This is a genomic window from Clostridium sp. 10cd*, assembly GCF_044336395.1.
Classification (GTDB): Bacteria; Bacillota_I; Bacilli_A; order Erysipelotrichales; family Erysipelotrichaceae; genus Clostridium_AQ; species Clostridium_AQ innocuum.
The window spans coordinates 3,164,355-3,186,967 of record NZ_CP172347.1; the positions used below are offsets into that span (position 1 = coordinate 3,164,355).

Sequence of the window (22,613 nt, forward strand, 5' to 3'; positions counted from 1 at the left end):
CTATTACTCCTGTGAAAGCGCGTATTTGATATGCTTTTCTTCTGCTTGCATTTCTGCCAGATGGTGAACCAGAGTGTTTATGTTCTCTTCCATCTTCGTAGCTATCTCTACCGTTTTCGCATACATATCCTCACGGCCGTATAAGTCAGCCATGAAGTCTGTAGCAAAGTCGATATGAATATCCTTGCCTGCTTTAATGCTGTATCCCTGTTCGTATTTTGTACCATCGTCAAATAATTCCACGCCGATACGCACAGTGTTATTGCTGTAGTCTAAATTAAGCTTCATTTCTCTTTCCCTCCCTGATGATGTCGTTTCTTTCATCTGATTCAAATTCCGCTTCCTCACCGTTTGTGAACCAGTTTACGTTATAATCGGATATTTCTATCCAGTGCATCTTAACGCCTTGCTGTGAGTCTGTTTCGGGCCATCCTGGACGTGTTTCATACCGTACCATCATTTGTTCGTTAGTAATCGCCAATACGACACATTCCAAAGGAAGCCACATGCTCCCGTTATAATACAGAAAATAGATTGGTGTTTCGCAGCTCATGATATCCAATAGGAACTCTGAGCCGACTTTAGCTATGCTTTCACTTACTCTATACATAAGAATGCCTCCTTAAATGCTGAAAACTCTGCTTCCGGTGCTAACAATTCTGCAATTCTTTCTAGTGTCGCATCATCCAGCCTTCTACAGTAGCGTTCTACCATCCAATAGGTAAATACATTCACTCCCACTTTATGCGCTGTATCGCGCAGGGAAAGCCCCTGAATGAGTCGTTTTCTTTTTAAAATCGGATATGTGTTCTTTCGCTCAATATCTAAAACATTTTCAATATTAAAAATCAGACAGATTTGTGTGATAGTAGCGATTTCAAATTCACCAGTATTTTCTTCCAACGCTTTGTACTGCTTCCTAGTGATACCCAATAATTTAGCCATTGATTTTCTAGAGATACCGAACTCTTTTCTTCTCTGCTTGATTGTCATACCTTCCATCCTTTCATCTGCATCTGTAATGATATGTCATACAATTCTTTCAAATCGCCATCAGATAATTCAAGCATCGTTCTGTTGATCCACTTGATACGGTCTTCTCTGGTAGCTGGCTTGTAGTCCTTGCTTTTGCGATACTTTCATTCAATGCGTTTATCTGCTCATTCGTCATGCCTGATAACTCCCTTCTGTTTCCGGAATCCCCATAGCTTTTCCATAACCCAAGTAAAAGGCAAGGTCAAATATATCCATTGGATCCATAGCACCATCTAAAATCTCCAGTGCTTCATCCAGCGTGCAATCGTTTTCGGGTAAGACATGAGCCTTAACTTTAGCTGCATATTTGCGTAAGCCATTGTTGAGGTTCTCTACCTTTGCATCGTCAGATAAGTTTGTAGATGCTTCTGATTCAATCAGTTTACAGATAGCACAAGCAAAACCATCCTCTCTTGCTGCTCTAACATCGTCAGCAAGGCGATATACAAGTTCGTCATTCTGCTCTCGTGTTAAAGGTAGATTTCTAATAAATTCACTCGTCGCTTTGAACTGCTGCTTGATTTTCTCATTGTATTCTGGAAGTTCAATAATGACATCATCAATATTTTGCATTGGGCACCTCCATAATCAACTCTTGATATTTGTTTCTTAGACGATCAAGCGCATCGCGCTGGATATTCAAAACTGAATAAAGGGCTTCGTCAATAGTTTCCTCGTTATTGTATAAATAGCCTTTGATGCCATCCTTCACTACCATTAAAAGCGATATGGACATTTTCAAAGTAATGATTTCATCCTCTAAGTCAAGTATTTCAATTTTCTTCATGATCGCAGCTCCTTAGGAGTCACCTGAACAAAATAATCATCCGGGTCTTCTCCATTTTTTCGTAATTCTTCTCTTGAATCCTCAATTCTCGCGATTAGTTCATCCTGTGTTTCCCCGGTGATTTCCATCATGTCCTGCAGGCTGAAATATTCATGTTCACCAGTTACATTGGAAAACGCCATTCTTAAACCGTTGTAAATCATTGTGTAAGAGAATCCGTGTTTCTCGCCATCTTTGATAAGCCCACTAATTTTCAAACGAGTATAACCATACTTACCGTACTTGGAAAGCAGCTTATCAAGCACCTCATTTCTAGTCATGTAGTACCTCCTGATGCAATGATTTCTCATGTATGCATCGTCTTATAACATTCTGCATTGCAGATTTGATTTCGCTGTATCTCTCATATGCTATCGCCTTCCCATCATTAAAGGAGAGCTCCATGTTTACATACTCAATACGCAAATACGATTTCATAAATGCTTTAGCAGCTTCGTAGCCTGCTTTTGCACACTCCCAGATTTCATAAAGCATTGATTCTAATACGGCCATTTCAATGTCAACGCATGATTGTTGACTAGGCAGCCCTTTATTAAATTGACTCATTCTTCCACCTCCTCGAGAAGTGGATTCTCATGTCTAATCAGACACTTTGTATAATAGGCGATACAGTATACACATGCTGAAATGCATATGATATCGGCCAAAATACGCATTTTTATATTCATTTTCCATTTCCTCCTTGAATATCCAGGAGGTCCCTTGGTATAATATAGCTGTGATAAGCTATGGAGGAACCTCCTCCGGATGTTTGGTGATTGCCGTCACTGAGCATCCTTTTTCTTTTTGCCCTGATGGAAGTAGTCTTTTACGATTGCGACTGGCAGCACACCTCTTCGGGGCAACCGGTTCTCATCAATCTCATAGATTTCCTTCATTCGTCGCATATGACGATAGGCCTGTGCTTCGCTGATCTCATAAAGCTCTCTGATATCCTTATTGCTGTAAAAGAGTTTTTCCACAATGACACCAGAAACTAATCTTCATCCAGATCCATTTTCTGCTGTTTGCAGTTATTGGATATATCAATGCTCAGCTGCAGGTCGTAGCTTGGATACCAATTTTCAATCAGCGATAAAGCTTCATTATATTTGACCTTAGGAATATCAGCATATTCTGAAATGTCGTAGTGATCGTATAAGAAGTTGTATACAGCTTTATACACTCTTTTGCTGTTTTCTTTATATGCGGCAGTCTTTATTCCGCCACATGCAGATGCAACGGCACTGTGAATAGCATTTCTGATTTTGCGGCGCTGTCGAGTGCTTATCAATGTATTATCTTCCAATACAGCAATCCGTTTATCCTGCTCAACAAGTTTCCTATCATGCATAAGAAGTGCTTGCATTTCAGTAGACAAATTTCCCATAGGAATGATGCCGTTTTCTGTATTTGAATAACAACCTGTTTTTCTGATCTCCGGAATAATTTCATAAGCAATCTTTCTTTGAAATTCCTTTGCAGCTTCATTGTTTGCCTTCATAGCTAGCATATAGAACACCTGTTCTGGAATGTAGTCGGTGTCCCCACATGTAGGTGCATTTAATTCCTGTAAATACTTTCTTACTCTTGACCATCTAACTTTTTCAAGTTGAGCGCCATTCGTGGCGCTTTTAGATTTATCTACAAATCCAAGCCCCCTCGCTACATCCTCTAATTTCAAATATGCTGTTCCATCTGCTTCAAGATAGCAGTGAACACCGTCGAATGTTAAAATACTTTGTTCTGCCATTTATAGTCCTCCTTTCTATGTATTGAATCCACCGCATAATTTATTGACAAAGTAAATCTGTCCTTTTCCGGTAATCTTTGTTGTTTTAGTGATTCTCAACTGCCATCCGGATTGTTGACTGTCCGCTCTTTAATTTCCATGAGGCCTAAATCCATAGACTTCTGTGTTGGCATGTTGTAATTCTCACCTTTTGAGCAAAGATATCCTTCCTCTCTCATCCAAGCGAATAATCTATTCTGTCCCATATCACGACCATTCTGCTTTATAAGCTTAGCTAATTGTCCAATCAGAATACTATCGTCACTCGTTTTTACAGCACTTGCGAACAATGCCAGAGGTTTCATTTCCTCGTTTTCTGTTCTCAATATCTGTAATTCTCTTTGTGACATCTGTAGAGCCCTTGCCATAACTTTCTGCGGGCTGTTCCGATCATTTTCCAGTTGAATGAAATACTGTCTTGCCTGTTTGCCTTTTTCGTTACGCTGAATCATAGCGATTTCTTTCGCCATTTCAATAGTAATCTGATAATCAGTAGCCGTTCGACCTCCTGTACTTTCTTCCAAAAATGGAACAAAGTCTTTTGCTTCCTCAAATCCATATTCGCACATACGCCTGAACCATGTTGTGAAATTACTTTCAATCTCCAAGAATCCATGTAAATCTCTTGCCAGTACCGTTATACGGTCGTTGTCGTGTTGTACTTTGATTAGTTCTTCCATTCAATACCTCCTATGCTTCGCATTTCTCTTCTTTTGTTAAAATCTCATCGTCACACGTTATGCAAAATTTTCTATCCGCCAGCAGTATCAAGGGGCACCTTTGAAAGGTGGTCCTTATTCAATCAACTCTTTGTTTTATCTGTTCTTGCTAAATCTGTGCGGGAACAATTCGTTACCCCAACCTACTCAAAGTCCATAGGGATTAGTGCATATGCTAATTGCTGGTTCTTCTTTTTCTTCTTGCCCAGTAAATCAGATGGAATATCCATGCCTAATTGACGATTAAGTTTTTCATACAATTCTACAATCTTTTCAGGATCTCCGTTTGCATCACGCAACGCTCTCCCCCACTCTTTCATCAGATTTGCTAATTCTCCAACCGATGTGGCTTTAGTTGAGTAAGATTTAATAAAATCTGTTTGCTTTCTAAAGAAAGACTTAGCCAATACCTCAGCGCATTTGTCTTGGTACAATTCAAGCATTTCTGCTAATCGCGGGTTCTCTTTCTTGATTTTTGGTGTGATGTTGATTTTAGCCAATGCAAGAGGAAGTTTCATAATGTCGATACAATATGCTTCTTGCGTGCCACCTTCTGAGGGGTACGAAAATTTTTGTACCCCTTTGGATACCGCTTCGTCTTCCTTCCATTTGTTTCTTTGATGCTCGATTTGCCTGTCATCAAATCCGATACCTTTTAAAACGTTGTTGATTGCGGTAAACACTTTACCTGTAGCCGCTTCTTGAACTCCTATTAGTTCTGAATCATAGAAGTCCACTTTTTTAATTTCTAGTTCTGCCATTTCTGGGCCTCCTTTCTATGAGCTGTACTTTTGATAAACCGCTTTACTTACTGAAATTCCTAATCCAAATTTTTCATTGACAGATATGAGTTCAACAGTATCCTCTAGAATGGGTTCACGATCAACAAGCATTTGAGGAGACATAGTGCCCTTCTTAAGCATTTTAGAATAACCATGCTTATTAGATACCGCTTTGTTTGCTATTGTGTTCGCCTTTATGAAGTCAACTCTCACAGGATTTCTCAGATTACAATTAAGCTTCGCCATAGCTTCTTTTTGGTGTTCTTTATCAAGCATTCTAAATACTTGGAAGCCTTCAAGACCAATCGCAAAGCGCATTGACTTTATTGCTTCATAGACCCAATACCTAAATTCAACCGCCTCTTTCTTCCGGGATTGAAACACCGTATCATAAATTCCAAATTCATTTATGATAAGCATTTCTTGAACACCACCATTAGTTTCAAGGGTATACTTTAAAAGTAGGTCCTTTTCAAGTCTTTGTTTTACTTTCCAAGTTTTCAGTTCCAATGCATCGCAAACGTCTTTGAGTACCGCCCACCACTCGCCATCTTTCTCAACGAATCTAATCTTATAGCCATTCCATTCTTCAATTCTCATATTCTCACCTCACTTTCTAATCGCTCCAAAGTCACCCATCCAGTGACCGAACCAACAAAAAAAATACTGGCAGGATCTCTAATTTCTAATATGTCTATCATTTTTTCGATTTCATCACTACCAAATACTCCAGCCTTCATTTTTGCATAAAATGTTTTCTCAGTAATACCAATACATTTTGCTACCTTGCGCTGTGAAAGACCTTTTTCAGCAATTCTCCCTTTCAATCTCGCTGTATCAATCATCTCTTCACCTCCTGTCACCGATTGGGTGACTTCATGTTATCACCTATCAAGTGACATGTCAAGATTTTTATGTTGCATATTGAGTGATTTATGTTATACTTTAGCTAGGAGGTCAGAAAAAATGAAAACCTTACTCAGCACGAACATAAAAAGTCTTAGGAAAAAAAAGAATATGACTCTCGAAGAGTTAGCTGAAAAAGTTGGAACTAGCAAGCAAACTATACAGAGATATGAAAGTGGAAAAATTTCTAACATACCTTCTGATAAAATAGAGCTACTTGCAAAATATCTTGACACCACCCCCGCAAAACTGATGGGATGGGAAATATCAAGGGAAAGCGAAAGCGAGATTATTACTACCTTCGCGTTGAATTTGCAATATTACATGGATCGCGATAATATATCAATTACCGAATTAGCTGAAAAAACTAATTTAGATTCAGCTAAAATTTATAGGTGGATTCATGGTCAGACATCCCCCATAATGGCTGATGTATATACATTAAAAGACTATTTTCATATAAACGTTTCAGATTTGATAGAGCGAACAAAAAGAATGGGCGACCCTAATTATATAGGCGAGGATATTTCTGAAATCATAGATACGCTTATTAGAAATAATATAGTTCAACAATTTGGGCAATATGATTTAAATGAAATGTCAGAAAAGGATATAAGCGAATTTAAAGAGCAGTTACTTGATTCAATTAAATTTTTTGCCGGAAGATATAAAAAAAGGGCTTAAATCATACCCCTTTATTGAAAAAATATCTCTCTGCTTCATTCATTGGAATTGATAAAATGTCAATTCCTTTTTTCATATCATCCGTATACAAGCCTGCACCACTAACAAGTTTTTCCTGCAGTTCTTCAAAACTAATTCCTAATCTTCTTGCGAACTCTTGCTGTGATCCGCATACCTGGGCGATGCGGTTGTTAAGCAAATTGTAATTGAACATCATACCTCTGTACCCTCACCGCTATGCAGCTGCCTGCTGACTAGGCTCTATGCCTGGAAACAGATCCAGGCGTTCCATTGTAGGAACGATACCTTGTTTCTTCAGGAAACAGTACAGGAATGCTCTCCCTTTCTGTGTCCACTTCGTATCAATGACTGCAAAAGAATCACCTTCGTTTTCAATATCTGTTGTCTGAGAGCCAGTATATCCCTTGTTTTGGTATTTAGCATATAGAAGCCACTGCCGGCCTTGTTTATACTGAATTCCATACTCATGCAGCATTTTATTGAAAGACTTTGCGCTCATGCCGTAATCCTTCGCAATGACCGTAGTATTGATAAGGCCTTTACATCTCAGAATTTTGTCATAATACGCACCTTTAGGCTCTAATTCAGCAATAAGCTTATTCTTTTCATCAATGATTGATTGTGCTGCTAAAAGACTTTGTGCCATGATTTGCTCAGTTGTCATAGTTTCCTGCCCTGCAAGATAACCGCCGTGTACACGCACAGAATGTAGGATTGCTTTAAACTGTTTCTTTACAGTCTTAGCTATAGGTTTCCTGCTTTGCATAATGACCTCATAAACGCCATTCTCTTTTAGCATCCATAGATTTCTTTTCTGACCTGATAGGAATAATGTTCCCATCAGCTTTTCTTCATCATCGACAGCGTCAAGCATTTTAGATACTTGTGAGTGCCCAATCCATTCAGCAACATCCTTTGCCAGAAACAACGGTTCTTCATATGTACCATAGATTTTAAATTTCTTTCCCAGTAATTCCTGCTCTGATAATACTTGTAATGCGTTCTTTTTCATTATAAAAACCTCCTGTTTTAGATATTTTTAGATACGATATCCTTACGAGAGGTTGTATAAAACCAAGTTTCTGTGGTATTATATATATAACCTCTTGCAGGTTGTGTTTGTGTGCACTCATTACTAATCTTGCCGGATCAGTGAGTGCTTTTCTTTTTGATTACTAATAAATCACCAATATCACAATCAAAGTAATCACACAAAGTTTCAAGTGTATCATTTGAGATACTCTTACATCGTTTGTGGTATATGCTGGTAAGCGTTGTTCTTGATATTCCTGTATTCTTACATACAGTAGTGATGTTTTCCAAACGCTCTGCCATCCTGATTGCCAGTGTGTTATCAATCATTCAACCACCCCCTGTCTTTACAAACTGTCCAAACATCTGAACGTTTTGCGCCATTAGACACATTGACATTATAGCACTATTTTATATCATGTCAACAAAATAAAATAAAAAAAGTTGCTATATTGTTCAATATATTGTACAATATGAATAGAAAGGTGGTAGGTTTAAGATGATCGCATGTAATTTATCAGTACTTTTAGCTGAAAGGAATCTAAAGATATCGCAAGTGTCAAAAGCCACAGGAATATCACGTACTACTCTAACTTCACTTGCTTTAAATAATGCAAAAGGAATTCAATTTGATACATTAAATTCTTTATGCACATACCTAGAAATAACTCCTGATCAATTCATAAGGCACACTCCTTATGAAATACAAATAGAAAAAATAGAAAATGATCCCGATCTTTCAGAGGACAATGCACGACGTTCTGATGCCCTTATTTATTTCAGAGTGACCTCTAAATATGACAATCGTTTGATAAAATTAAGTTTAGGAATGCATAAAGAAGCTTCTTTTGATGGTAGTTTCATATATTATGCACATATTCAGCCACTATACAATAAATCGATAAGTGAGAAGAAACAATCTATCTATGACATTGATTATTTATTTACATTAATTAATAAACTTCCTTTTCAAATTTATGATATTTTTATATCTGATTACACAAAAACCATTATAAAAAACTTTAATCTTGTGGATGAATCACCAATAATAAGAATATCGTGGGATTTAGGCCCTTGGAAAATAGTTGATGGAGCAATTATTGGTTTTCCTGAATATCAAAATGATTCACAACAATAAAAGACAGCCCTACAAAGAGCTGTCCTATTTTTTGAATACATTATTGATGATTTGAATCATAGCATCTTCTGTTTCATTGAACAGGTGAGAATAGGTTTTCAGCACCTCTTCTACTGTGTTTCCGAGGCGATCTGCAATGGCCTTGATATTTGCCCCGTGGTTAATCAAAAGCGTGGCATGGGAGTGTCTAAGGTCATGAATACGAATCTGCGGCAGCCCTGCAGCATCAGCCACTCTGTGAAATCTTTTATTAAGCAGCTTCGGAATAATCGGCTGATCCATACCAAACAGAAAGCCATCCGCAGACGCTCCAGGGCATGAATCATACCATTCAAGATATTTCTTCATAATCTGAAGCTCCTCCTCCGGCATTTTTATGACCCTGTAAGAGTTTTTGGTTTTAGGAGGTGTTACTACATACCTCTGACCACTCACGTACTGAGAAACAGTCTTATTGACGCGTATCGTCCCCTTCACGATATCCACATCGTCTTTTCTATTCAGGGCGAGCACTTCACCACGACGCATCCCCATATAATACAGAGTGCAGCAGATCGTATAATACATGATGTCGTCCTTAGGAAATGCCTGTACAAAGCGTTTCCACTCGTCAGGAGTGTAGAACTGCATTTCTTCTTTCAACTCGTCAGGGCGCTTAAAATTGGGGATAGAAGAAACAGGGTTACGCTCAATAAGATTCTGTTTAACAGCAAAGCTGAAAAGCTTATTCAGATACGTTCTCATCTTGTTAACATACGACAGTTTGTATTCTGGAGTGTTGTAGCTTTCGATGAAATCTTTTATCGTTTTGCTTCTGATCAGGTTGATTCTCTTATCATATAGCTCATTCATCTGGTCAAACATGTATTTATCAGTGGCAAGCGTGCTTGATTTCGTACTTCCTTGCTTTTCCCGTAAATACATTTCAGTAAGCTCTTTGAATGTGATATTGGAAGCCCGCATCTGTTCCAGATCCTCATTGTACTTAGCTAGGAAGCTATCCTCAATTTTCATAGCTTCTTTTTTTAGCTTGCAGCCTCTTGCCACACGATGATAGTCTTTGAAGCTCCCATCCTCCAATTTCACTTTACCACGTATATACCACTTACCGTTTCTCTTTTCAACAGCCATGAAACACACCCTCTTTCCTATCTCTAATATCAGTATAGCACCTAATCAGAATATAAAAAAGTAGATTTTTTCGTCATGTTTTCGTCATTTTGGTGTTTTTCGTCATAACAAGCAATGCAGCAAAACATAAAAAAAGCCTTTAAATAAAGGGTTTTCTTTATCTAAAGGCTTGTTTTCTTAAATGGTGGTCCCGGTCGGAATCGAACCAACGACACATGGATTTTCAGTCCATTGCTCTACCGACTGAGCTACGGGACCATTTGGTTGCGGGGGAAGGATTTGAACCAACGACCTCCGGGTTATGAGCCCGACGAGCTACCAGGCTGCTCTACCCCGCGATGTTTAATGAGCTATTCTTTTTTTTGTTGAAGATTTAAATGGCGGAGGAACTGGGATTCGAACCCAGGCGCCAGTTTCCCGACCTACCGGTTTTCAAGACCGGACCCTTCAACCACTTGGGTATTCCTCCAGATGTTCGGTAACATAATGGTGGACCCTGTAGGACTCGAACCTACGACCCACCGGTTATGAGCCGGATGCTCTGACCAACTGAGCTAAGGGTCCAATTAGCAAAATTGGTGGCGGGGGCGAGACTCGAACTCGCGACCTTCCGGGTATGAACCGGATGCTCTAGCCAACTAAGCTACCCAGCCGTGTTTACAATTTTACAATGGTCGGGATGACAGGATTTGAACCTGCGACCCCTTGATCCCAAATCAAGTGCACTACCAAGCTGTGCTACATCCCGAAATAAATGGCGCGCCCAGCAGGAATCGAACCCACAACCTTTTGATCCGTAGTCAAACGCTCTATCCAGTTGAGCTATGGGCGCATCGTTTTTCGTTTTCTATCTTCACGCTGTTCTCATCAGCGCTCATATATAATACAACAGAAAGACCATTTATGCAAGACTTTTTTTGAATTTTTTTCGTTTTTTTTTATACAGATGCAAAATAGCCTTATAAATAAAGGACTTGTGCCTTTTTCTCCGATTGCTTTCACTCCTCTTTTGCAGGATTAATCGTGTGTCTCATTATATTCTTTACAAAAAATCAGTATTCTGCGAATCAAAGCAAGCGGCAGTTTTTCATGCAGCGGCAGATGAATTGCCGTTTTAGTACATTTATAGGAAGCAAGCTCCTCCTGAAATTCACGAATAGCATCATTCCCCGGATAGAAGCCGATATAGCCCTTGCACTGCCCCACCTGCACCAGATACCCATGATACAGAAATGTTGGCAATCCCCAGCTGATTTTCTCCTCTGCATCCGGCACCAGCTCTCTGCATATTGAAAGTATGTCCTGTATGCGGGCGCGATACTCCTCGTCACATCCCTGTACATAGTCCTGTATTGTCCGATACGTAGCCTTTACCATATATTCCTCTCCTTTACATGAACACGTTTCCTTATACCTCTATCTCTATCTCTATCTCTATCTCTATCTCTATCTCTATCTCTATCTCTAGTATAGCACAGCATCAAAAAAAAGAGCCGCTAAGTTGCGGACTCAATGTCATCAACTTAAGGTATCTTGACAAATGTGTGGTTTATTGTATAGAAAACGAAAAAAGGTGAAATGATTACCTAAAATGGGTATCTATTTCACCTTTAATTATGCTATAATTGTAGTGTGAAATGAAAGGATGATTACACATTATTTAATATATATCTCAATTGATTTGTAGTGTGTATGATGGTGCTGTTATGTATGTGAGAACTTGGAAAAAAGGATCCAAAATCTATGCCAGTATTGTGAAATCTACTAGAAATGGTACAAAAGTTTCTCAGGAGACTGTTGCTTATCTTGGAGAAGTCACTTTTGATCAGATCCCTTATCTTAAAGCTGCTTATGCTAAGAATAAACCATTATTGGTTTATCCGGAGGAGTCCTTATGATGTCGTGTGAAAAATCTTATCTAAACAGGATTCATAGAACCGCTTTTCTGCTCGATACTGAATATATTGATATTATCCGTGGAAATAATCAAAATGCTTATACGAGAAAGAGAAAAATCCTTTTGCCTCATATCTTTATGCAGATGCTTGCCACAACCGGAAAATCACAGAAGAATGAAATTTCTGATTTCATTGAACAAGTTGATGAAAATATAGAAATATCTCAAACAGGTTATTTTAATGCGCGGATGAAATTTAACCCTGATGCCCTTCGTACAATTCTCCATGATATCAACAGAGATGTATATGCAGAAAAGAAATTATTAAAATTAAATGATTATTATATTATGGCGATTGCTGGAAGCGATTTTTTGATACCTAAATGGAGAGATAATAAAGAGGTTTGGAAAACAAAATTGCACGATGGTGATAATGATCCTGTGATGGGTTCTGCTTCCAGTATTTTTGATGTCATTAATAAATGTATTATAGATATATCTATAAATTCGTATAAATACAGTGAGAAATCAAGCGCAGAAGATCATTTGGGTTATGCACGAGATATCTTACCTCAAGGATCAAAAATGGTTTGTATATTTGACAGAGGATATCCTTCTATTAAGCTGATCGATCAGATGTTAGAAAGCGGTCAATATTTTGTCTTTCGATTAAAAGCAAATGATTTTAAAAGGGAATGTGAAGAACTTCGTGATGATGAAGATGATAAATGGATTGATGTCATATATGATAGATTGCGGAGTAATCACTTCCGTGAGGATAGATCATTTCGGATAAAACTTATGAATACTACCTACCATTTACGTTTTGTGAAATTCCAAATCGTACTCAATGACGGAAGAACAGCTACAGAGATATTATTGACAAATCTTTCTGAAACTGATTTTGATACAGAAAGTATGAAGGAACTGTATCATCTGCGCTGGGACATAGAAACCTGCTATCGCTCCATGAAGTCACAATTAAAGATGGAAGAATTCTCAGGTTATCGGGAACAATTGATAAAGCAGGATATATACGCATGTGCATTAGTATACAATGCTGTATCTGATATCGTATGTTCAAAAGAAAACTTAAGTACCATACAACAGGAAAGATATAAATATGAGATGGCATTTAATAGAAATTATGCTAGTGGAAAATTGAAACACTATCTACTGAAGATATTTGTGTATTATGATCATCCAAAGCTAGCCAAAAAAGCATCAGTAAAAATGGATAAAGAGATGATGCGTCATCTCTGTCCAATACGCCAAGACAGAAATAGCATATATAGCAGACAGAAAAAGCGATTGAATAAACATAGAATGACTTATCGTTATTCTTATTGATGTAGTGTGAAATAGTATGATAGTGCCAAATTCGTGTTTTTTTGCGCACTTATTTTTCAAAAAAAAGTATCCTCTATAGGAACATATTGATTGTTCTCTATACTGAATACTCTTTTTTTGTCAAGATACCTTAAGTTGATGACATTGAGTTGCGGACTCTTCAGCTTTTCTTCGATCCTTGGTTGCCTTGATGACCTTCTGACGGGAAAACTCCTCCCGCTCCTTTTCCTCAAGTGCATCCGTTATGAACTTGATATTATGTTCAAAATCCGGAATTACGATGTTCTTCAGAGCATTGGCACGCTTCTGCGCCTTGCGGATTGCATTCGCAAGCCGATAGACACTGTTCTCCACCTCTGCCAGAATCACTGTCATTTCCTTAACCTTATAGAAACAGCGGTAAGCATAATCCAGCTTGGAATTCGCATGATCCAAGCCGTATGTCAGCTTATACTCCTGCTTATCATATTGAATCTTTGGAATCTCCACACCCATGACGCTTCGATAACTGATATGAATACCGGTATCCACCGGCACTGCCTCTACCAGATCACTGATGACTCCCAGAGACATATTCGCCTGCTGCAGGGCATAGTACGCCTTCTGATACGTAATTGTAATCTTATCACGCAGCAGCTTTACATCATCCATAAGCGACATCATTTCACGCGTCAGGATATTCCGTTTCCGATCCATCAGCTCATAGCCCATATGAGCCAGATCATTTGATTTCTTTGTCGCAATCAGATTTCCTTTGGTAGGAAACACCTGTTTATTGGCCATAATCAGTTACCCTGAGATGCCAGTTCCTTGATGATAGGCCCACTCTTCAGGCCAAAGCGTTTCACCGCACGTTCATGATCGTAGTACACTTCAAGAACCTCGTTGTCTACACGGTCAAGCTCTGCACGCGGCAGGACACTGAGCAGATCCCAGCCCAGATCCAGCGTTTCTTCAATACTGCGGTTATCATCAAATCCCTGATTCAGGAAATGCTCCTCAAATAACGTACCAAAGGACATATACTGCTTGTCGACATCACTCAGCTCATCCTCACCGATAACAGAAGCCAGACTTCTGGCATCCTGCACCTTCGCATAGGCTGCGAACAGCTGGTTGGAAACATCTGAATGATCCTTTCTTGTAAAGCCTTCACCGATGCCATCCTTCATCAGACGTGACAAAGAAGGCAGAACACCAACCGGCGGATAAACACCCATCTGGTTCAGATTACGATCCAGTACAATCTGCCCTTCGGTAATATAACCGGTAAGGTCAGGAATCGGATGGGTAATATCATCATTGGGCATGGTCAGAATCGGAATCTGTGTTACAGACCCTCCGGCACCCTTGACAATCCCTGCTCTTTCATACAGCGAAGCCAAATCAGAGTACAGATATCCCGGATATCCTTTACGTCCCGGAATCTCCCCCTTACTGCTGGAGAATTCACGAAGCGCCTCGCAATAGGAGGTGATATCTGTCAGAATAACCAGTACATGCATATCCTGCTCATACGCCAGATACTCTGCAGCGGTTAAGGCACAACGCGGTGTCAGCGTACGCTCAATGATCGGGTCATTGGAAAGATTGATGAACATAACAACCTTTTCCATAACCCCTGCTTCCTCAAAGGAGCGTTTGAAATAATCCGCAACGTCATTTTTCACACCCATGGCTGCAAAAACGATACAGAAGTTCTTACCATCCCCTTCCGATATCTTCGCCTGCTTAACAAGCTGAACAGCCAGCTCATTGTGCGGCATACCGGATCCGGAGAAGATCGGCAGCTTCTGCCCGCGAATCAGCGTCGTTAAGGCATCAATACTGGAAATACCGGTATTGATATAGTTTCGCGGATATACACGGGAAACCGGATTCAGCGGCTGTCCGTTGATATCCGCACTTTTCTCGGCATAGATTTCTCCCAGCCCGTCGATGGGCTGTCCGCTTCCGTTAAAGGTTCGCCCCAGCATCTCGCGTGACAACGCCAGCTCCATCGGCTTTCCTGTAAATTTTGTTTTTGTGTTTTTCAGGGAGATTCCATTGGTTCCCTCAAACACCTGAATGGCAGCTTTCCTGCCCTCCAGCTGAACCACTCTTCCAAGACGTGTCGTTCCATCTCCGCACTTGATTTCCACCATCTCTTCATAGCTGGCGTTTTCCACGTTATCCAGGAAGACAAGAGGTCCGTTAATTTCACTTAATCCTACATATTGAAGACTCATGCACTTTCCTCCTTACGCAACCTGTGAGACAGCCGCATCAATCTGTCGGAAGTAATCATCCAGCAGCTCGATGTGGTCATTCGGCACATCGTATTTCATTTTGGTAACCTTGTCGAAAATACCGGAAGCCACAACCTGACTCATCGGTTTCCCCTGTGCTACCAGATCCTTGCATTTCTTATATAAATACAGAATAACATCCATCATTTTCATTTGTTTTTGTAAAGGTACATACGTATCATCCTTATGGAACGCATTCTGCTGCAGATATCCTACCCGGATGACCTTGCAGATTTCGATAACCAGCTTCTGATCCTCCGGTAACACATCGCTGCCGATCAGTTTTACGATTTCCATCAGCTTCGCTTCCTCTGCCAGCAGACTCATAATTTCCTGACGGCTGCGCAGAAAGCGCATATCCACATTTTTATTGTACCATTTCGTTAAGTCTGTCACATATTCGGAATAGCTTTCCGTCCAGTTGATGGCAAAATAATGACGCGCATAGGCCAACTGTTTGTCCAGCGCCCAGAAGCAGCGCACAAATCGCTTGGTGTTCTGAGTTACCGGCTCAGAGAAATCAGACCCCTGCGGTGATACGGCACCGATGATGGATACCGATCCCACCTGATCATTCAGTGTCTTCATATAGCCGGCACGCTCATAGAACTGTGAGATACGACTTGGCAGATAAGCCGGAAAGCCTTCCTCGGCCGGCATTTCCTCCAGACGTCCACTGATTTCACGAAGCGCCTCCGCCCAGCGTGATGTGGAGTCTGCCATGATGGCAACATGATAACCCATGTCACGATAATACTCTGCCAGTGTCAGACCGGTATAAATACTCGCCTCACGTGCCGCAACCGGCATGTTGGATGTGTTGGCGATCAGTACGGTACGATCCGTCAGCGGGCGATTGGATTTCGGGTCGATCAGCTCGGAGAATTCCTCCAGAACCTGCGTCATCTCGTTTCCACGCTCACCGCAGCCGACATAGACAATGATATCGGCATCACACCACTTCGCCAGCTGATGCTGCGTCATGGTCTTTCCGGTACCAAAGCCGCCCGGAATCGCTGCCGTACCACCCTTGGCAATCGGGAACAGGGTATCAAAAATACGCTGTCCGGTAATCAAAGGCACACTGATCGGTAATCGTTCCGCTACAGGACGTGCCGTTTTGATCGGCCATTTCTGTACCAGTGTCAGCTCATGAAGCTTATCCTTTTCATCCTTCACCTTCAGGATGCATTGATTGATGCTGTATGTTCCGTTCTCTGCCGCTTCCACAACCGTTCCATACAGGGTTGGCGGAATCATGCAGCGATGCTCGATCAGATCCGTTTCCGGAAGCGTCGCAAAAATCTGCCCGGGAACAACCTCATCCCCTACAGAAACCTTTACCGTTACATCCCATAAGACCTCTTCATCCAGCGGTGCCACATCGCTTCCGGTCGCAATAAAGGCTCCGGATTCCTTTGCGATTTCCTTCAACGGACGTTCAATGCCGTCAAAGATATTACGCAGGATACCAGGCCCCAATGTTACAGAAATCGGACTGCCCGTAGGCTCGACTGGTTCTCCCGGCTTTAATCCTGTTGTGGATTCATACACCTGAATCGTCGTTGCCTCTTTGCTGATGGAAATCACCTCTCCCATCAGACGTTTATGACCGACATATACTTTCTCCAGCATGGAGAAGTCGACTGCATTTTGGACCTTTACGACTGGACCGTTGATGGAATATATAACATTTTCACTCACATTATCACCTCAATCATACGGTTTCGTATGCAATTTATTTTATAAACAATCCGGAGTTCGTATAGAACCAGTCTTTCTGTTCATCGATGCCGGTGTCAAAGGTTTCATCTACAACGATTCCTTTTTCCTCACATTCCATGCGAAATCCTCCAAGCAGAATATCTGCATCGCATTTCCCCTCACAGGGCTTTCCATACGCCTCACAGATATCCTTCAAAACAGCCTGATCTCTGTCTGCGACATAAAACACAACCTGTTCATAACCCAGCTGTGCCAGATCAGAAGCTTTTTTCTTTAAAAGCTCTACATAATCCTTACGGATGGCAAATTCCTTCAGCTGCTGTTTTGCGGCCCTGAATACCGCATCGGTAAGCTCACGGCGTTTTTTCATAAGTCTGCGATTCGTTTCCTCATGTGCCTTGCTTAGCCGAATGGCATGCTCGCTGGCCATTTCCTTCAGCTCCTGTTCTCTGGTAAGTCCAGCCTCACGTTGTGCTTCCAGCTCCAGGCCCTCCATGGATTTTTTTCGGATTTCATCTATTTCCTGTTCAATACCGGCAATCTCGATGTCGCTAACTCGTTTTATCTCTTCCTCAAAGTACTGCTCCAATTTAATTTTGTCATCTAGCATAGCAAACACCTCATAGTTTCACACCGATTGCCTCGGATACATAGCGGTCAATGGTCTCTCCGATCTTTGCGGAGCCATGACGGTCGGGAATCTCGACAATCAGCGGTTTCTTTTGTTTCAGTTTTAATTCAGAAATAACCTCGGGGCAGGTTTCGATCAGCTTTGTCGTCATTAAAACGATAGCTATATCCTCCATATGCATCACACGCTCCAGCTCCTCCAGAACCTCATGACGCTCATGGACAACCACCCCTTCGATCCCTGCCAGACGCATCCCCATCTGGGTATCGATGTTATCACTGAGCAGGTAGAATTTCACGAATGATCACCACCCGTATTACAGCTTCATGAAGATAATGAAGATAGAGATTAGAAGACCGTAGATAGCAACACCTTCACCCAGGGCAACGAAGATCATGGATTTACCGAAGTTCTTCTCATTTTCAGAGAATGCTCCGATTGCGGCAGGTGCAGCGGCAGCAACGGCGATACCTGCACCAAGTGCGGAAAGTCCGGTCGCAAGTGCAGCGGCGATAAAGCCCAGACCCTGACCGATGGAGCCGGCCATTTTCATTGTGACATCATCAGCACCTGCAGCATAAGCCTTCGTAGCACTGAAGAACACTGTTCCCAATACGATTGCAAAGAAGAAGCAGACGTGCGTAATCATACGGCGTTTTGCTACGGATACACTCTTCTTTCCACGGAATACATTCACCAGCGGTAAAGAAATCAGCGCGATCAGAATAAGCGGTAATAAAAGTTCAAACATGTTTAACATGATAGTTCCTCCTTTTAATCATTCAGTGATTTAAACATAATACCGTTCCCCGTGAAATAACGGGAAAACATTTCATAGAATTCCAGACGAAGCACCTGGATTCCGACGATCATACCCTCCAGACACATGACGAAGATATTACCGAGAATCATCACGATCCATCCGGCACCTCCGGCCATGTCCATAATCAGCATAACAGCCATCATCATACCGGCATGTGACAGGACGAAGCCGCCGACACGCAGGTAGGAGATGGTATTGGTGATAAAGGACAGACAGATTTCAAACAGCTCGAAGAAGCTTTCCACAAAGAAGCCTCCAAAGCCATCCGGAAACATCTCCTTTTTCTCCATTTTTCTTTCCAGTGCCTCCTTCAGGAAAATCAGTACCAGCGGTACAAGCAGAAAGACAATGGCAAATACCGGATTGGTGATGACGCTGACTCCGCTCAACAGCTGATAAGCGCCTCCTCCAACCAGGGAAATATAGAAGACAAGTCCGGCAATCCCGTTCTGTGAAAAGAACAGCTCGCCGTAGTTTTTGTTTTTGATCTGCAGATACAGATTGATGCCGATACTGATTACGATTAAAACAGCTCCCAGCCCCACTGCCATGACAAGCAGTACGGGAATGAAATTGCTGGTCATAACCTCAACCGGCTTCTCAGATAGACCAAATACGGTCTTATACAAAGGATTCAGCAGCTCCTCGTTACCGAATACAGAACCGTATACAATACCGAAGATACTGGAGAAGATACCGATACGCATACCGATTTCCCCAAGCCGCATCCCTTTCCATTTATAAAACAGATATCCGACCAGGATCAGAACAAATCCCTGTCCCAGGTCTCCAAACATAATACCGAACAGAAGTGAATACGTAAACGCTACAAAGGGCGTTGGATCGATTCCTTCATATTCGGGAGTGCCATACATTTCTACAAACATCGAGAAGGGCCTGGCAAACCACCCATTCTTTAATTTGGTCGGAGGCGAAAGTCGCTTGTCGCTATGGGCAGGCCTGACTTCGATTTCCACCTCCTTCAAATTCGAGAATGATTCCTTCAATTTTGGCACATCTTCTTCAACCACAAAACCTGTAATGGAAAATCTTTCACCGAGACCCAGTACATATTTTCTGGCTTCAAAGGTATGGTTTATAAACTCCAGTTCCGCCTTGATGTCAGCGAAATTGTCAATGCATTCCGCCTTCAGAGCTTCAATGACTTCATTGACATGCTGCAGCTGCTTGAGATCGTTGTCGATTTCCTCCTGCAGATTCTCTTTGGCCTGAATCGGATTTCCATGGACGAATTCCGGAATACGGATACGTTCAAAGTACAGAGAGGAGAAAATATTGTCCACATCTCCCTCGTATTTCGCGGTTGTGAAATATACACACCAGCTATACGTATCATCCGTACTGAATGACTTGAATACAAACGGGCGGTTGCGGTAATACTGCAGCTTTTCGACACTGTCGATCGGCAGTCTTCCGAAACGAATCTTGATATACTTGCATTCAAACAGATCATCCAGATTCAAATCAATGCTTTCTATATTGCGGACCTGCGTCAGCGCATCGCGGTTTTCCTGGATAACAGTCTCCAGCTCGCGGCGTATTGCAGCCCCGTTTTCAAAGCGCTCGTGGATGGAATCAATATACTTGCGGATGCCTTCCAGATCATACGCACCGTTTTTTACGTCCTTCACCGGAAGCGTCATATCCATGTCCTGCAGCACCTCATTGAAATGCGTCAGTACATCGGTTATCGGGTTTTCATCACTCAGCGTGGTAAGTCCGTGTACACTGTCCACAAACTTACTGGCCGGTTCCGGATGAAAGTAATCCAGTTCCACGAATTTCAAAAGTACATCGTTGAGATATTCATTATCCGCAAGGATGTTGACCAGTTTCATTTTTGAAATTGCCATGAACATTCTCCTTTCTAGTAGATCAGCATGCGCTCCATATCCTCAATGGATACATGATAACGCACACCTTCAATAATATTGATGATATTTTCCAGCTCACGCTCTGCGGTATACAGATAGCTGGAATATACCAGGGGGGCATCGAGAGAATAATAGATATTCTTCTTTGCCAATGCATACAGAAAGGAATCGGTATAGTGTTCGATGTATACATAATCCTTCTCCATATCCTCAATTCCCAGACGATACGTGCTGCTTTGCAGCAGCTTGATAAATGCACGCGCATTCGGCTGTGCAATCAGCTCTTCCACAAATGCGGCGGACAGATGCTCATGCACCGGTACCAGCGATTCACGAATGACATCCTCACGGGCATTGAAGTATTTTTTGTAGCGGTAAATCTTTTCAATGTTGCTAAGCTCAATCTGGGTTGCGAAATACTGCTTGACTGCTTTTCTGCTTTTTCCCTTCAGCGTTTTGTCAATCACCTGAAAGGTATGGGTGTAATGCTGCATCTGCAGCTGTGTTTCAATCTTTGTATAGTCAATATCATTTTCCTCACCCTTTTTCACACGGTAAGGAAGCAGTACCGCATAATACATCGTATGCTTTAAAACATCCAGCAGCTCATCATAGCTATGAACATTCCCCAGCCGCAGCAGATCAAAGCTGGTGTACGACTTTAGAAAGATAGGAAATTCCGCAATGGCAGCTTCATACTCCCGGGAAATCAGTACCCGGATACGGGACAGAATCAAATCGATTTCAATCTGCTGCATATGCAGCCGGTAATACGGCTTCATGGCCGCATCCGCATAACGGTATAATTTCATGGTTTTCTTGAAAATTTCCTGTCGCAGGATACTTTCCAGCTGACCTCGGTGAATATTGTTCTCACGCACATCCTTCAGGGCAGCGGCATAGGAGGTCTCATGCTTCAGGTAACCGGCGATTTCCGCCACGCTTTTCTTATGCAGCAGCTCCTGATACATTTCTTCACTCAGCGCTTCCCCATGCATGCTTCTGGCCTTCGCCACAATAACACCTTCTGCCATACTCATATACACATCACCTCCCAACGTGTACAGGCGAACACATAACTACATCGCCAGCGTTCGTTTTACAATCTGTGAAACCCACTCCTCCTTATGCTCCTCATATTTCTGCTGGAGAGCATTGAGCGATTCCTCATAGGCTGCTTCTTCCTGCTGCATAGCATTCTGCAAATCCGCATCCATCTGTTCGCGCTTCTTCGCTATACAGTCTTCTGTTTCCTTTCGATACTTTTCTCTGATTTCCATACTCTGGTCCTGTATCAGATTCTGGATATTGTGGCGTTCCTGCTGTTTCTGCTCAACACGCGCTCTTGCCTGCTTGTCGGCATCTACGATTTTACGAATGATTTCTTCCAAAAAACGACACCTCCTTTATCCTTATTATATCACCGATTCGTTTGGCCGTTCACCAAACTTCTAGAAGTATACACCTTTTTATTTTGGTGTGCAAGCAAAGATTTCACTCCTTTTTATTATAAAATCGGTTCCGCAAAACCCCTGTAAAAATTGCGGTTTTCCATCCATTTTTCGTGTATTTTTTACCTTATGAAAATTTTGTAAACAAAGCGATACTGAAACCCCTTTTTCTGTACACGGCTGTTGGTTGTTGTTTCTGATTTAAAATACTGTTCAAGGGCTGCCTTCGTACATGCTGTTCCATATTCCATAATTGAAAATTTCAATTATGGAAAATATAAACAAAACATAAATTCTCTAAATTTTTCAGCTGCTCATAAAAGGAATACCTCCTATCACATATTGCGGACGGTCTGCACCATGAAAGAGGCACAACTGCACATCAGCTGCAAAGAGGCCTTCCTTTCCATACCCTCTTCAACAAGGCATCAACCGATTCGAAACTTACCATTCTTTATATGGTGATTCCATACAGAAAGACATACCT

Annotated in this window: 31 protein-coding genes, 7 tRNA genes and 1 pseudogene; 3 read left to right on the forward strand and 36 right to left on the reverse strand. The window is 41.5% G+C overall.

The genetic code is table 11. The annotated features are described in order from the left end of the window. Nucleotides 1–3 precede the first annotated feature (3 nt). The 15 genes and pseudogenes from ACG3M1_RS15715 to ACG3M1_RS15785 form a co-directional block, all read right to left on the reverse strand. Complete coding sequence (locus tag ACG3M1_RS15715) at nucleotides 4–288, reverse strand: hypothetical protein (protein WP_008815991.1); 285 nt, start codon at nucleotides 286–288, stop codon at nucleotides 4–6. Beyond that, nucleotides 278–610 carry a hypothetical protein gene (locus ACG3M1_RS15720; RefSeq protein ID WP_009270736.1) on the reverse strand — a complete coding sequence of 111 codons (333 nt, stop codon included), beginning with the start codon at nucleotides 608–610 and terminating at the stop codon, nucleotides 278–280. Before ACG3M1_RS15720 ends, ACG3M1_RS15715 begins: the two co-directional genes overlap by 11 nt. Then, nucleotides 598–993 (reverse strand): helix-turn-helix transcriptional regulator, encoded by a 396-nt coding sequence (locus tag ACG3M1_RS15725; protein WP_008815993.1) that lies wholly within the window; start codon nucleotides 991–993, stop codon nucleotides 598–600. Before ACG3M1_RS15725 ends, ACG3M1_RS15720 begins: the two co-directional genes overlap by 13 nt. A gap of 49 nt (nucleotides 994–1,042) precedes the next feature. Continuing rightward, a complete protein-coding gene (locus tag ACG3M1_RS15730; protein WP_009270737.1) occupies nucleotides 1,043–1,171 on the reverse strand; it encodes a hypothetical protein in 129 nt (42 codons plus the stop codon). Next, nucleotides 1,168–1,608, reverse strand: a complete 441-nt coding sequence (locus ACG3M1_RS15735; protein WP_009270738.1) for a hypothetical protein — start codon at nucleotides 1,606–1,608, stop codon at nucleotides 1,168–1,170. Before ACG3M1_RS15735 ends, ACG3M1_RS15730 begins: the two co-directional genes overlap by 4 nt. Beyond that, complete coding sequence (locus tag ACG3M1_RS15740) at nucleotides 1,595–1,822, reverse strand: hypothetical protein (RefSeq protein ID WP_008815996.1); 228 nt, start codon at nucleotides 1,820–1,822, stop codon at nucleotides 1,595–1,597. Before ACG3M1_RS15740 ends, ACG3M1_RS15735 begins: the two co-directional genes overlap by 14 nt. Continuing rightward, a complete protein-coding gene (locus ACG3M1_RS15745; RefSeq protein ID WP_008815997.1) occupies nucleotides 1,819–2,142 on the reverse strand; it encodes a hypothetical protein in 324 nt (107 codons plus the stop codon). Before ACG3M1_RS15745 ends, ACG3M1_RS15740 begins: the two co-directional genes overlap by 4 nt. After that, nucleotides 2,135–2,428, reverse strand: a complete 294-nt coding sequence (locus ACG3M1_RS15750) for a hypothetical protein (protein WP_009270739.1) — start codon at nucleotides 2,426–2,428, stop codon at nucleotides 2,135–2,137. The genes ACG3M1_RS15745 and ACG3M1_RS15750 overlap by 8 nt, the downstream gene beginning before the upstream one ends. Then, the gene (locus ACG3M1_RS15755; protein WP_009270740.1) at nucleotides 2,425–2,550 is read right to left on the reverse strand and encodes a hypothetical protein; all 126 of its coding nucleotides are present in this window, start codon (nucleotides 2,548–2,550) and stop codon (nucleotides 2,425–2,427) included. Before ACG3M1_RS15755 ends, ACG3M1_RS15750 begins: the two co-directional genes overlap by 4 nt. Before the next feature lie 96 nt (nucleotides 2,551–2,646). Continuing rightward, a complete protein-coding gene (locus ACG3M1_RS15760; RefSeq protein ID WP_040014110.1) occupies nucleotides 2,647–2,844 on the reverse strand; it encodes a hypothetical protein in 198 nt (65 codons plus the stop codon). A 14-nt stretch (nucleotides 2,845–2,858) separates the two neighbouring features. After that, on the reverse strand, nucleotides 2,859–3,614 hold the full coding sequence (locus ACG3M1_RS15765; protein ID WP_009270741.1) for an ORF6C domain-containing protein: 756 nt from the start codon (nucleotides 3,612–3,614) through the stop codon (nucleotides 2,859–2,861). A gap of 15 nt (nucleotides 3,615–3,629) precedes the next feature. Then, nucleotides 3,630–4,333 (reverse strand): annotated as a pseudogene (locus ACG3M1_RS15770) (phage antirepressor KilAC domain-containing protein). Nucleotides 4,334–4,515: 182 nt separating this feature from the next. Continuing rightward, nucleotides 4,516–5,133 (reverse strand): phage antirepressor N-terminal domain-containing protein, encoded by a 618-nt coding sequence (locus tag ACG3M1_RS15775; RefSeq protein WP_008819728.1) that lies wholly within the window; start codon nucleotides 5,131–5,133, stop codon nucleotides 4,516–4,518. 15 nt (nucleotides 5,134–5,148) lie between these two features. Further along, nucleotides 5,149–5,754: a BRO-N domain-containing protein gene (locus tag ACG3M1_RS15780; protein WP_009270743.1), complete on the reverse strand. Its 606-nt coding sequence runs from the start codon at nucleotides 5,752–5,754 to the stop codon at nucleotides 5,149–5,151. Beyond that, a complete protein-coding gene (locus ACG3M1_RS15785) occupies nucleotides 5,751–5,999 on the reverse strand; it encodes a DUF739 family protein (RefSeq protein WP_009270744.1) in 249 nt (82 codons plus the stop codon). The genes ACG3M1_RS15780 and ACG3M1_RS15785 overlap by 4 nt, the downstream gene beginning before the upstream one ends. A gap of 121 nt (nucleotides 6,000–6,120) precedes the next feature. Here ACG3M1_RS15785 and ACG3M1_RS15790 point away from each other — a divergent pair, with 121 nt between their 5' ends. Next, nucleotides 6,121–6,744, forward strand: coding sequence for an XRE family transcriptional regulator (locus tag ACG3M1_RS15790; RefSeq protein ID WP_009270745.1), 624 nt, complete (start codon nucleotides 6,121–6,123; stop codon nucleotides 6,742–6,744). A gap of 1 nt (nucleotide 6,745) precedes the next feature. On the opposite strand, the gene ACG3M1_RS15795 is transcribed toward ACG3M1_RS15790, so the two are convergent. The 3 genes from ACG3M1_RS15795 to ACG3M1_RS15805 all read right to left on the reverse strand — a co-directional run bounded on the left by ACG3M1_RS15795 (nucleotide 6,746) and on the right by ACG3M1_RS15805 (nucleotide 8,127). Then, entirely contained in the window at nucleotides 6,746–6,961 is a 216-nt protein-coding gene (locus tag ACG3M1_RS15795; protein WP_009270746.1) for a DUF739 family protein, read from the reverse strand. An 18-nt stretch (nucleotides 6,962–6,979) separates the two neighbouring features. Continuing rightward, the gene (locus ACG3M1_RS15800; RefSeq protein ID WP_009270747.1) at nucleotides 6,980–7,777 is read right to left on the reverse strand and encodes a phage antirepressor; all 798 of its coding nucleotides are present in this window, start codon (nucleotides 7,775–7,777) and stop codon (nucleotides 6,980–6,982) included. Between the two features lie 137 nt (nucleotides 7,778–7,914). Next, on the reverse strand, nucleotides 7,915–8,127 hold the full coding sequence (locus ACG3M1_RS15805) for a helix-turn-helix domain-containing protein (RefSeq protein WP_009270748.1): 213 nt from the start codon (nucleotides 8,125–8,127) through the stop codon (nucleotides 7,915–7,917). A 169-nt stretch (nucleotides 8,128–8,296) separates the two neighbouring features. On the opposite strand from ACG3M1_RS15805, the gene ACG3M1_RS15810 reads away from it, so the two are divergent. After that, nucleotides 8,297–8,935: a helix-turn-helix domain-containing protein gene (locus ACG3M1_RS15810; RefSeq protein WP_009270749.1), complete on the forward strand. Its 639-nt coding sequence runs from the start codon at nucleotides 8,297–8,299 to the stop codon at nucleotides 8,933–8,935. A gap of 24 nt (nucleotides 8,936–8,959) precedes the next feature. Here the strand turns inward: ACG3M1_RS15810 and ACG3M1_RS15815 are convergent, their stop codons facing one another. From ACG3M1_RS15815 to ACG3M1_RS15855, 9 genes are all read right to left on the reverse strand, one after another. Further along, complete coding sequence (locus ACG3M1_RS15815; RefSeq protein ID WP_008817711.1) at nucleotides 8,960–10,066, reverse strand: tyrosine-type recombinase/integrase; 1,107 nt, start codon at nucleotides 10,064–10,066, stop codon at nucleotides 8,960–8,962. A gap of 182 nt (nucleotides 10,067–10,248) precedes the next feature. Continuing rightward, nucleotides 10,249–10,324: transfer RNA gene (locus tag ACG3M1_RS15820), tRNA-Phe, on the reverse strand. 3 nt (nucleotides 10,325–10,327) lie between these two features. Continuing rightward, nucleotides 10,328–10,404 (reverse strand) — tRNA-Met (locus tag ACG3M1_RS15825). A gap of 40 nt (nucleotides 10,405–10,444) precedes the next feature. Next, a tRNA-Ser gene (locus ACG3M1_RS15830) sits at nucleotides 10,445–10,535 on the reverse strand. Between the two features lie 18 nt (nucleotides 10,536–10,553). Next, nucleotides 10,554–10,630 (reverse strand) — tRNA-Ile (locus ACG3M1_RS15835). A gap of 12 nt (nucleotides 10,631–10,642) precedes the next feature. After that, nucleotides 10,643–10,719 (reverse strand) — tRNA-Met (locus tag ACG3M1_RS15840). 18 nt (nucleotides 10,720–10,737) lie between these two features. Then, nucleotides 10,738–10,814 (reverse strand) — tRNA-Pro (locus ACG3M1_RS15845). A gap of 7 nt (nucleotides 10,815–10,821) precedes the next feature. Further along, nucleotides 10,822–10,898 (reverse strand) — tRNA-Arg (locus ACG3M1_RS15850). Nucleotides 10,899–11,083: 185 nt separating this feature from the next. Next, nucleotides 11,084–11,443 (reverse strand): iron chaperone, encoded by a 360-nt coding sequence (locus ACG3M1_RS15855; RefSeq protein ID WP_009270750.1) that lies wholly within the window; start codon nucleotides 11,441–11,443, stop codon nucleotides 11,084–11,086. A 517-nt stretch (nucleotides 11,444–11,960) separates the two neighbouring features. Here ACG3M1_RS15855 and ACG3M1_RS15860 point away from each other — a divergent pair. Continuing rightward, nucleotides 11,961–13,313 carry an IS4 family transposase gene (locus ACG3M1_RS15860; RefSeq protein ID WP_009270751.1) on the forward strand — a complete coding sequence of 451 codons (1,353 nt, stop codon included), beginning with the start codon at nucleotides 11,961–11,963 and terminating at the stop codon, nucleotides 13,311–13,313. A gap of 120 nt (nucleotides 13,314–13,433) precedes the next feature. Here the strand turns inward: ACG3M1_RS15860 and ACG3M1_RS15865 are convergent, their stop codons facing one another. From ACG3M1_RS15865 to ACG3M1_RS15905, 9 genes are read right to left on the reverse strand one after another with little or no spacing between them, the layout of a single operon-like run. After that, nucleotides 13,434–14,096: a V-type ATP synthase subunit D gene (locus ACG3M1_RS15865; RefSeq protein ID WP_008817714.1), complete on the reverse strand. Its 663-nt coding sequence runs from the start codon at nucleotides 14,094–14,096 to the stop codon at nucleotides 13,434–13,436. Nucleotides 14,097–14,098: 2 nt separating this feature from the next. Beyond that, nucleotides 14,099–15,541 carry a V-type ATP synthase subunit B gene (locus ACG3M1_RS15870; protein WP_008817715.1) on the reverse strand — a complete coding sequence of 481 codons (1,443 nt, stop codon included), beginning with the start codon at nucleotides 15,539–15,541 and terminating at the stop codon, nucleotides 14,099–14,101. A 12-nt stretch (nucleotides 15,542–15,553) separates the two neighbouring features. Continuing rightward, nucleotides 15,554–17,305: a V-type ATP synthase subunit A gene (locus ACG3M1_RS15875; RefSeq protein ID WP_008817716.1), complete on the reverse strand. Its 1,752-nt coding sequence runs from the start codon at nucleotides 17,303–17,305 to the stop codon at nucleotides 15,554–15,556. A 34-nt stretch (nucleotides 17,306–17,339) separates the two neighbouring features. Further along, complete coding sequence (locus tag ACG3M1_RS15880) at nucleotides 17,340–17,936, reverse strand: V-type ATP synthase subunit E (protein WP_009270752.1); 597 nt, start codon at nucleotides 17,934–17,936, stop codon at nucleotides 17,340–17,342. Nucleotides 17,937–17,946: 10 nt separating this feature from the next. Then, nucleotides 17,947–18,255 carry a V-type ATP synthase subunit F gene (locus ACG3M1_RS15885; protein ID WP_008817718.1) on the reverse strand — a complete coding sequence of 103 codons (309 nt, stop codon included), beginning with the start codon at nucleotides 18,253–18,255 and terminating at the stop codon, nucleotides 17,947–17,949. Between the two features lie 18 nt (nucleotides 18,256–18,273). Then, nucleotides 18,274–18,717: an ATP synthase subunit C gene (locus ACG3M1_RS15890; protein ID WP_002609959.1), complete on the reverse strand. Its 444-nt coding sequence runs from the start codon at nucleotides 18,715–18,717 to the stop codon at nucleotides 18,274–18,276. 14 nt (nucleotides 18,718–18,731) lie between these two features. Further along, complete coding sequence (locus tag ACG3M1_RS15895) at nucleotides 18,732–20,654, reverse strand: V-type ATP synthase subunit I (RefSeq protein WP_008817719.1); 1,923 nt, start codon at nucleotides 20,652–20,654, stop codon at nucleotides 18,732–18,734. Between the two features lie 14 nt (nucleotides 20,655–20,668). Beyond that, nucleotides 20,669–21,715 (reverse strand): V-type ATPase subunit, encoded by a 1,047-nt coding sequence (locus ACG3M1_RS15900; protein ID WP_008817720.1) that lies wholly within the window; start codon nucleotides 21,713–21,715, stop codon nucleotides 20,669–20,671. A gap of 39 nt (nucleotides 21,716–21,754) precedes the next feature. Further along, nucleotides 21,755–22,066, reverse strand: a complete 312-nt coding sequence (locus tag ACG3M1_RS15905) for a hypothetical protein (protein ID WP_008817721.1) — start codon at nucleotides 22,064–22,066, stop codon at nucleotides 21,755–21,757. Nucleotides 22,067–22,613 lie beyond the last annotated feature (547 nt).

What these genes read in the sequence shown, in the direction of transcription:
- ACG3M1_RS15715 (WP_008815991.1), bottom strand. Translation starts at nt 288, where the DNA reads ATGAAGCTTAATTTAGACTACAGCAATAACACTGTGCGTATCGGCGTG.
- ACG3M1_RS15720 (WP_009270736.1), bottom strand. Translation starts at nt 610, where the DNA reads ATGTATAGAGTAAGTGAAAGCATAGCTAAAGTCGGCTCAGAGTTCCTA.
- ACG3M1_RS15725 (WP_008815993.1), bottom strand. Translation starts at nt 993, where the DNA reads ATGACAATCAAGCAGAGAAGAAAAGAGTTCGGTATCTCTAGAAAATCA.
- ACG3M1_RS15730 (WP_009270737.1), bottom strand. Translation starts at nt 1,171, where the DNA reads ATGACGAATGAGCAGATAAACGCATTGAATGAAAGTATCGCAAAAGCA.
- ACG3M1_RS15735 (WP_009270738.1), bottom strand. Translation starts at nt 1,608, where the DNA reads ATGCAAAATATTGATGATGTCATTATTGAACTTCCAGAATACAATGAG.
- ACG3M1_RS15740 (WP_008815996.1), bottom strand. Translation starts at nt 1,822, where the DNA reads ATGAAGAAAATTGAAATACTTGACTTAGAGGATGAAATCATTACTTTG.
- ACG3M1_RS15745 (WP_008815997.1), bottom strand. Translation starts at nt 2,142, where the DNA reads ATGACTAGAAATGAGGTGCTTGATAAGCTGCTTTCCAAGTACGGTAAG.
- ACG3M1_RS15750 (WP_009270739.1), bottom strand. Translation starts at nt 2,428, where the DNA reads ATGAGTCAATTTAATAAAGGGCTGCCTAGTCAACAATCATGCGTTGAC.
- ACG3M1_RS15755 (WP_009270740.1), bottom strand. Translation starts at nt 2,550, where the DNA reads ATGAATATAAAAATGCGTATTTTGGCCGATATCATATGCATTTCAGCA.
- ACG3M1_RS15765 (WP_009270741.1), bottom strand. Translation starts at nt 3,614, where the DNA reads ATGGCAGAACAAAGTATTTTAACATTCGACGGTGTTCACTGCTATCTT.
- ACG3M1_RS15775 (WP_008819728.1), bottom strand. Translation starts at nt 5,133, where the DNA reads ATGGCAGAACTAGAAATTAAAAAAGTGGACTTCTATGATTCAGAACTA.
- ACG3M1_RS15780 (WP_009270743.1), bottom strand. Translation starts at nt 5,754, where the DNA reads ATGAGAATTGAAGAATGGAATGGCTATAAGATTAGATTCGTTGAGAAA.
- ACG3M1_RS15785 (WP_009270744.1), bottom strand. Translation starts at nt 5,999, where the DNA reads ATGATTGATACAGCGAGATTGAAAGGGAGAATTGCTGAAAAAGGTCTT.
- ACG3M1_RS15790 (WP_009270745.1), top strand. Translation starts at nt 6,121, where the DNA reads ATGAAAACCTTACTCAGCACGAACATAAAAAGTCTTAGGAAAAAAAAG.
- ACG3M1_RS15795 (WP_009270746.1), bottom strand. Translation starts at nt 6,961, where the DNA reads ATGATGTTCAATTACAATTTGCTTAACAACCGCATCGCCCAGGTATGC.
- ACG3M1_RS15800 (WP_009270747.1), bottom strand. Translation starts at nt 7,777, where the DNA reads ATGAAAAAGAACGCATTACAAGTATTATCAGAGCAGGAATTACTGGGA.
- ACG3M1_RS15805 (WP_009270748.1), bottom strand. Translation starts at nt 8,127, where the DNA reads ATGATTGATAACACACTGGCAATCAGGATGGCAGAGCGTTTGGAAAAC.
- ACG3M1_RS15810 (WP_009270749.1), top strand. Translation starts at nt 8,297, where the DNA reads ATGATCGCATGTAATTTATCAGTACTTTTAGCTGAAAGGAATCTAAAG.
- ACG3M1_RS15815 (WP_008817711.1), bottom strand. Translation starts at nt 10,066, where the DNA reads ATGGCTGTTGAAAAGAGAAACGGTAAGTGGTATATACGTGGTAAAGTG.
- ACG3M1_RS15855 (WP_009270750.1), bottom strand. Translation starts at nt 11,443, where the DNA reads ATGGTAAAGGCTACGTATCGGACAATACAGGACTATGTACAGGGATGT.
- ACG3M1_RS15860 (WP_009270751.1), top strand. Translation starts at nt 11,961, where the DNA reads ATGATGTCGTGTGAAAAATCTTATCTAAACAGGATTCATAGAACCGCT.
- ACG3M1_RS15865 (WP_008817714.1), bottom strand. Translation starts at nt 14,096, where the DNA reads ATGGCCAATAAACAGGTGTTTCCTACCAAAGGAAATCTGATTGCGACA.
- ACG3M1_RS15870 (WP_008817715.1), bottom strand. Translation starts at nt 15,541, where the DNA reads ATGAGTCTTCAATATGTAGGATTAAGTGAAATTAACGGACCTCTTGTC.
- ACG3M1_RS15880 (WP_009270752.1), bottom strand. Translation starts at nt 17,936, where the DNA reads ATGCTAGATGACAAAATTAAATTGGAGCAGTACTTTGAGGAAGAGATA.
- ACG3M1_RS15890 (WP_002609959.1), bottom strand. Translation starts at nt 18,717, where the DNA reads ATGTTAAACATGTTTGAACTTTTATTACCGCTTATTCTGATCGCGCTG.
- ACG3M1_RS15895 (WP_008817719.1), bottom strand. Translation starts at nt 20,654, where the DNA reads ATGGCAATTTCAAAAATGAAACTGGTCAACATCCTTGCGGATAATGAA.
- ACG3M1_RS15900 (WP_008817720.1), bottom strand. Translation starts at nt 21,715, where the DNA reads ATGAGTATGGCAGAAGGTGTTATTGTGGCGAAGGCCAGAAGCATGCAT.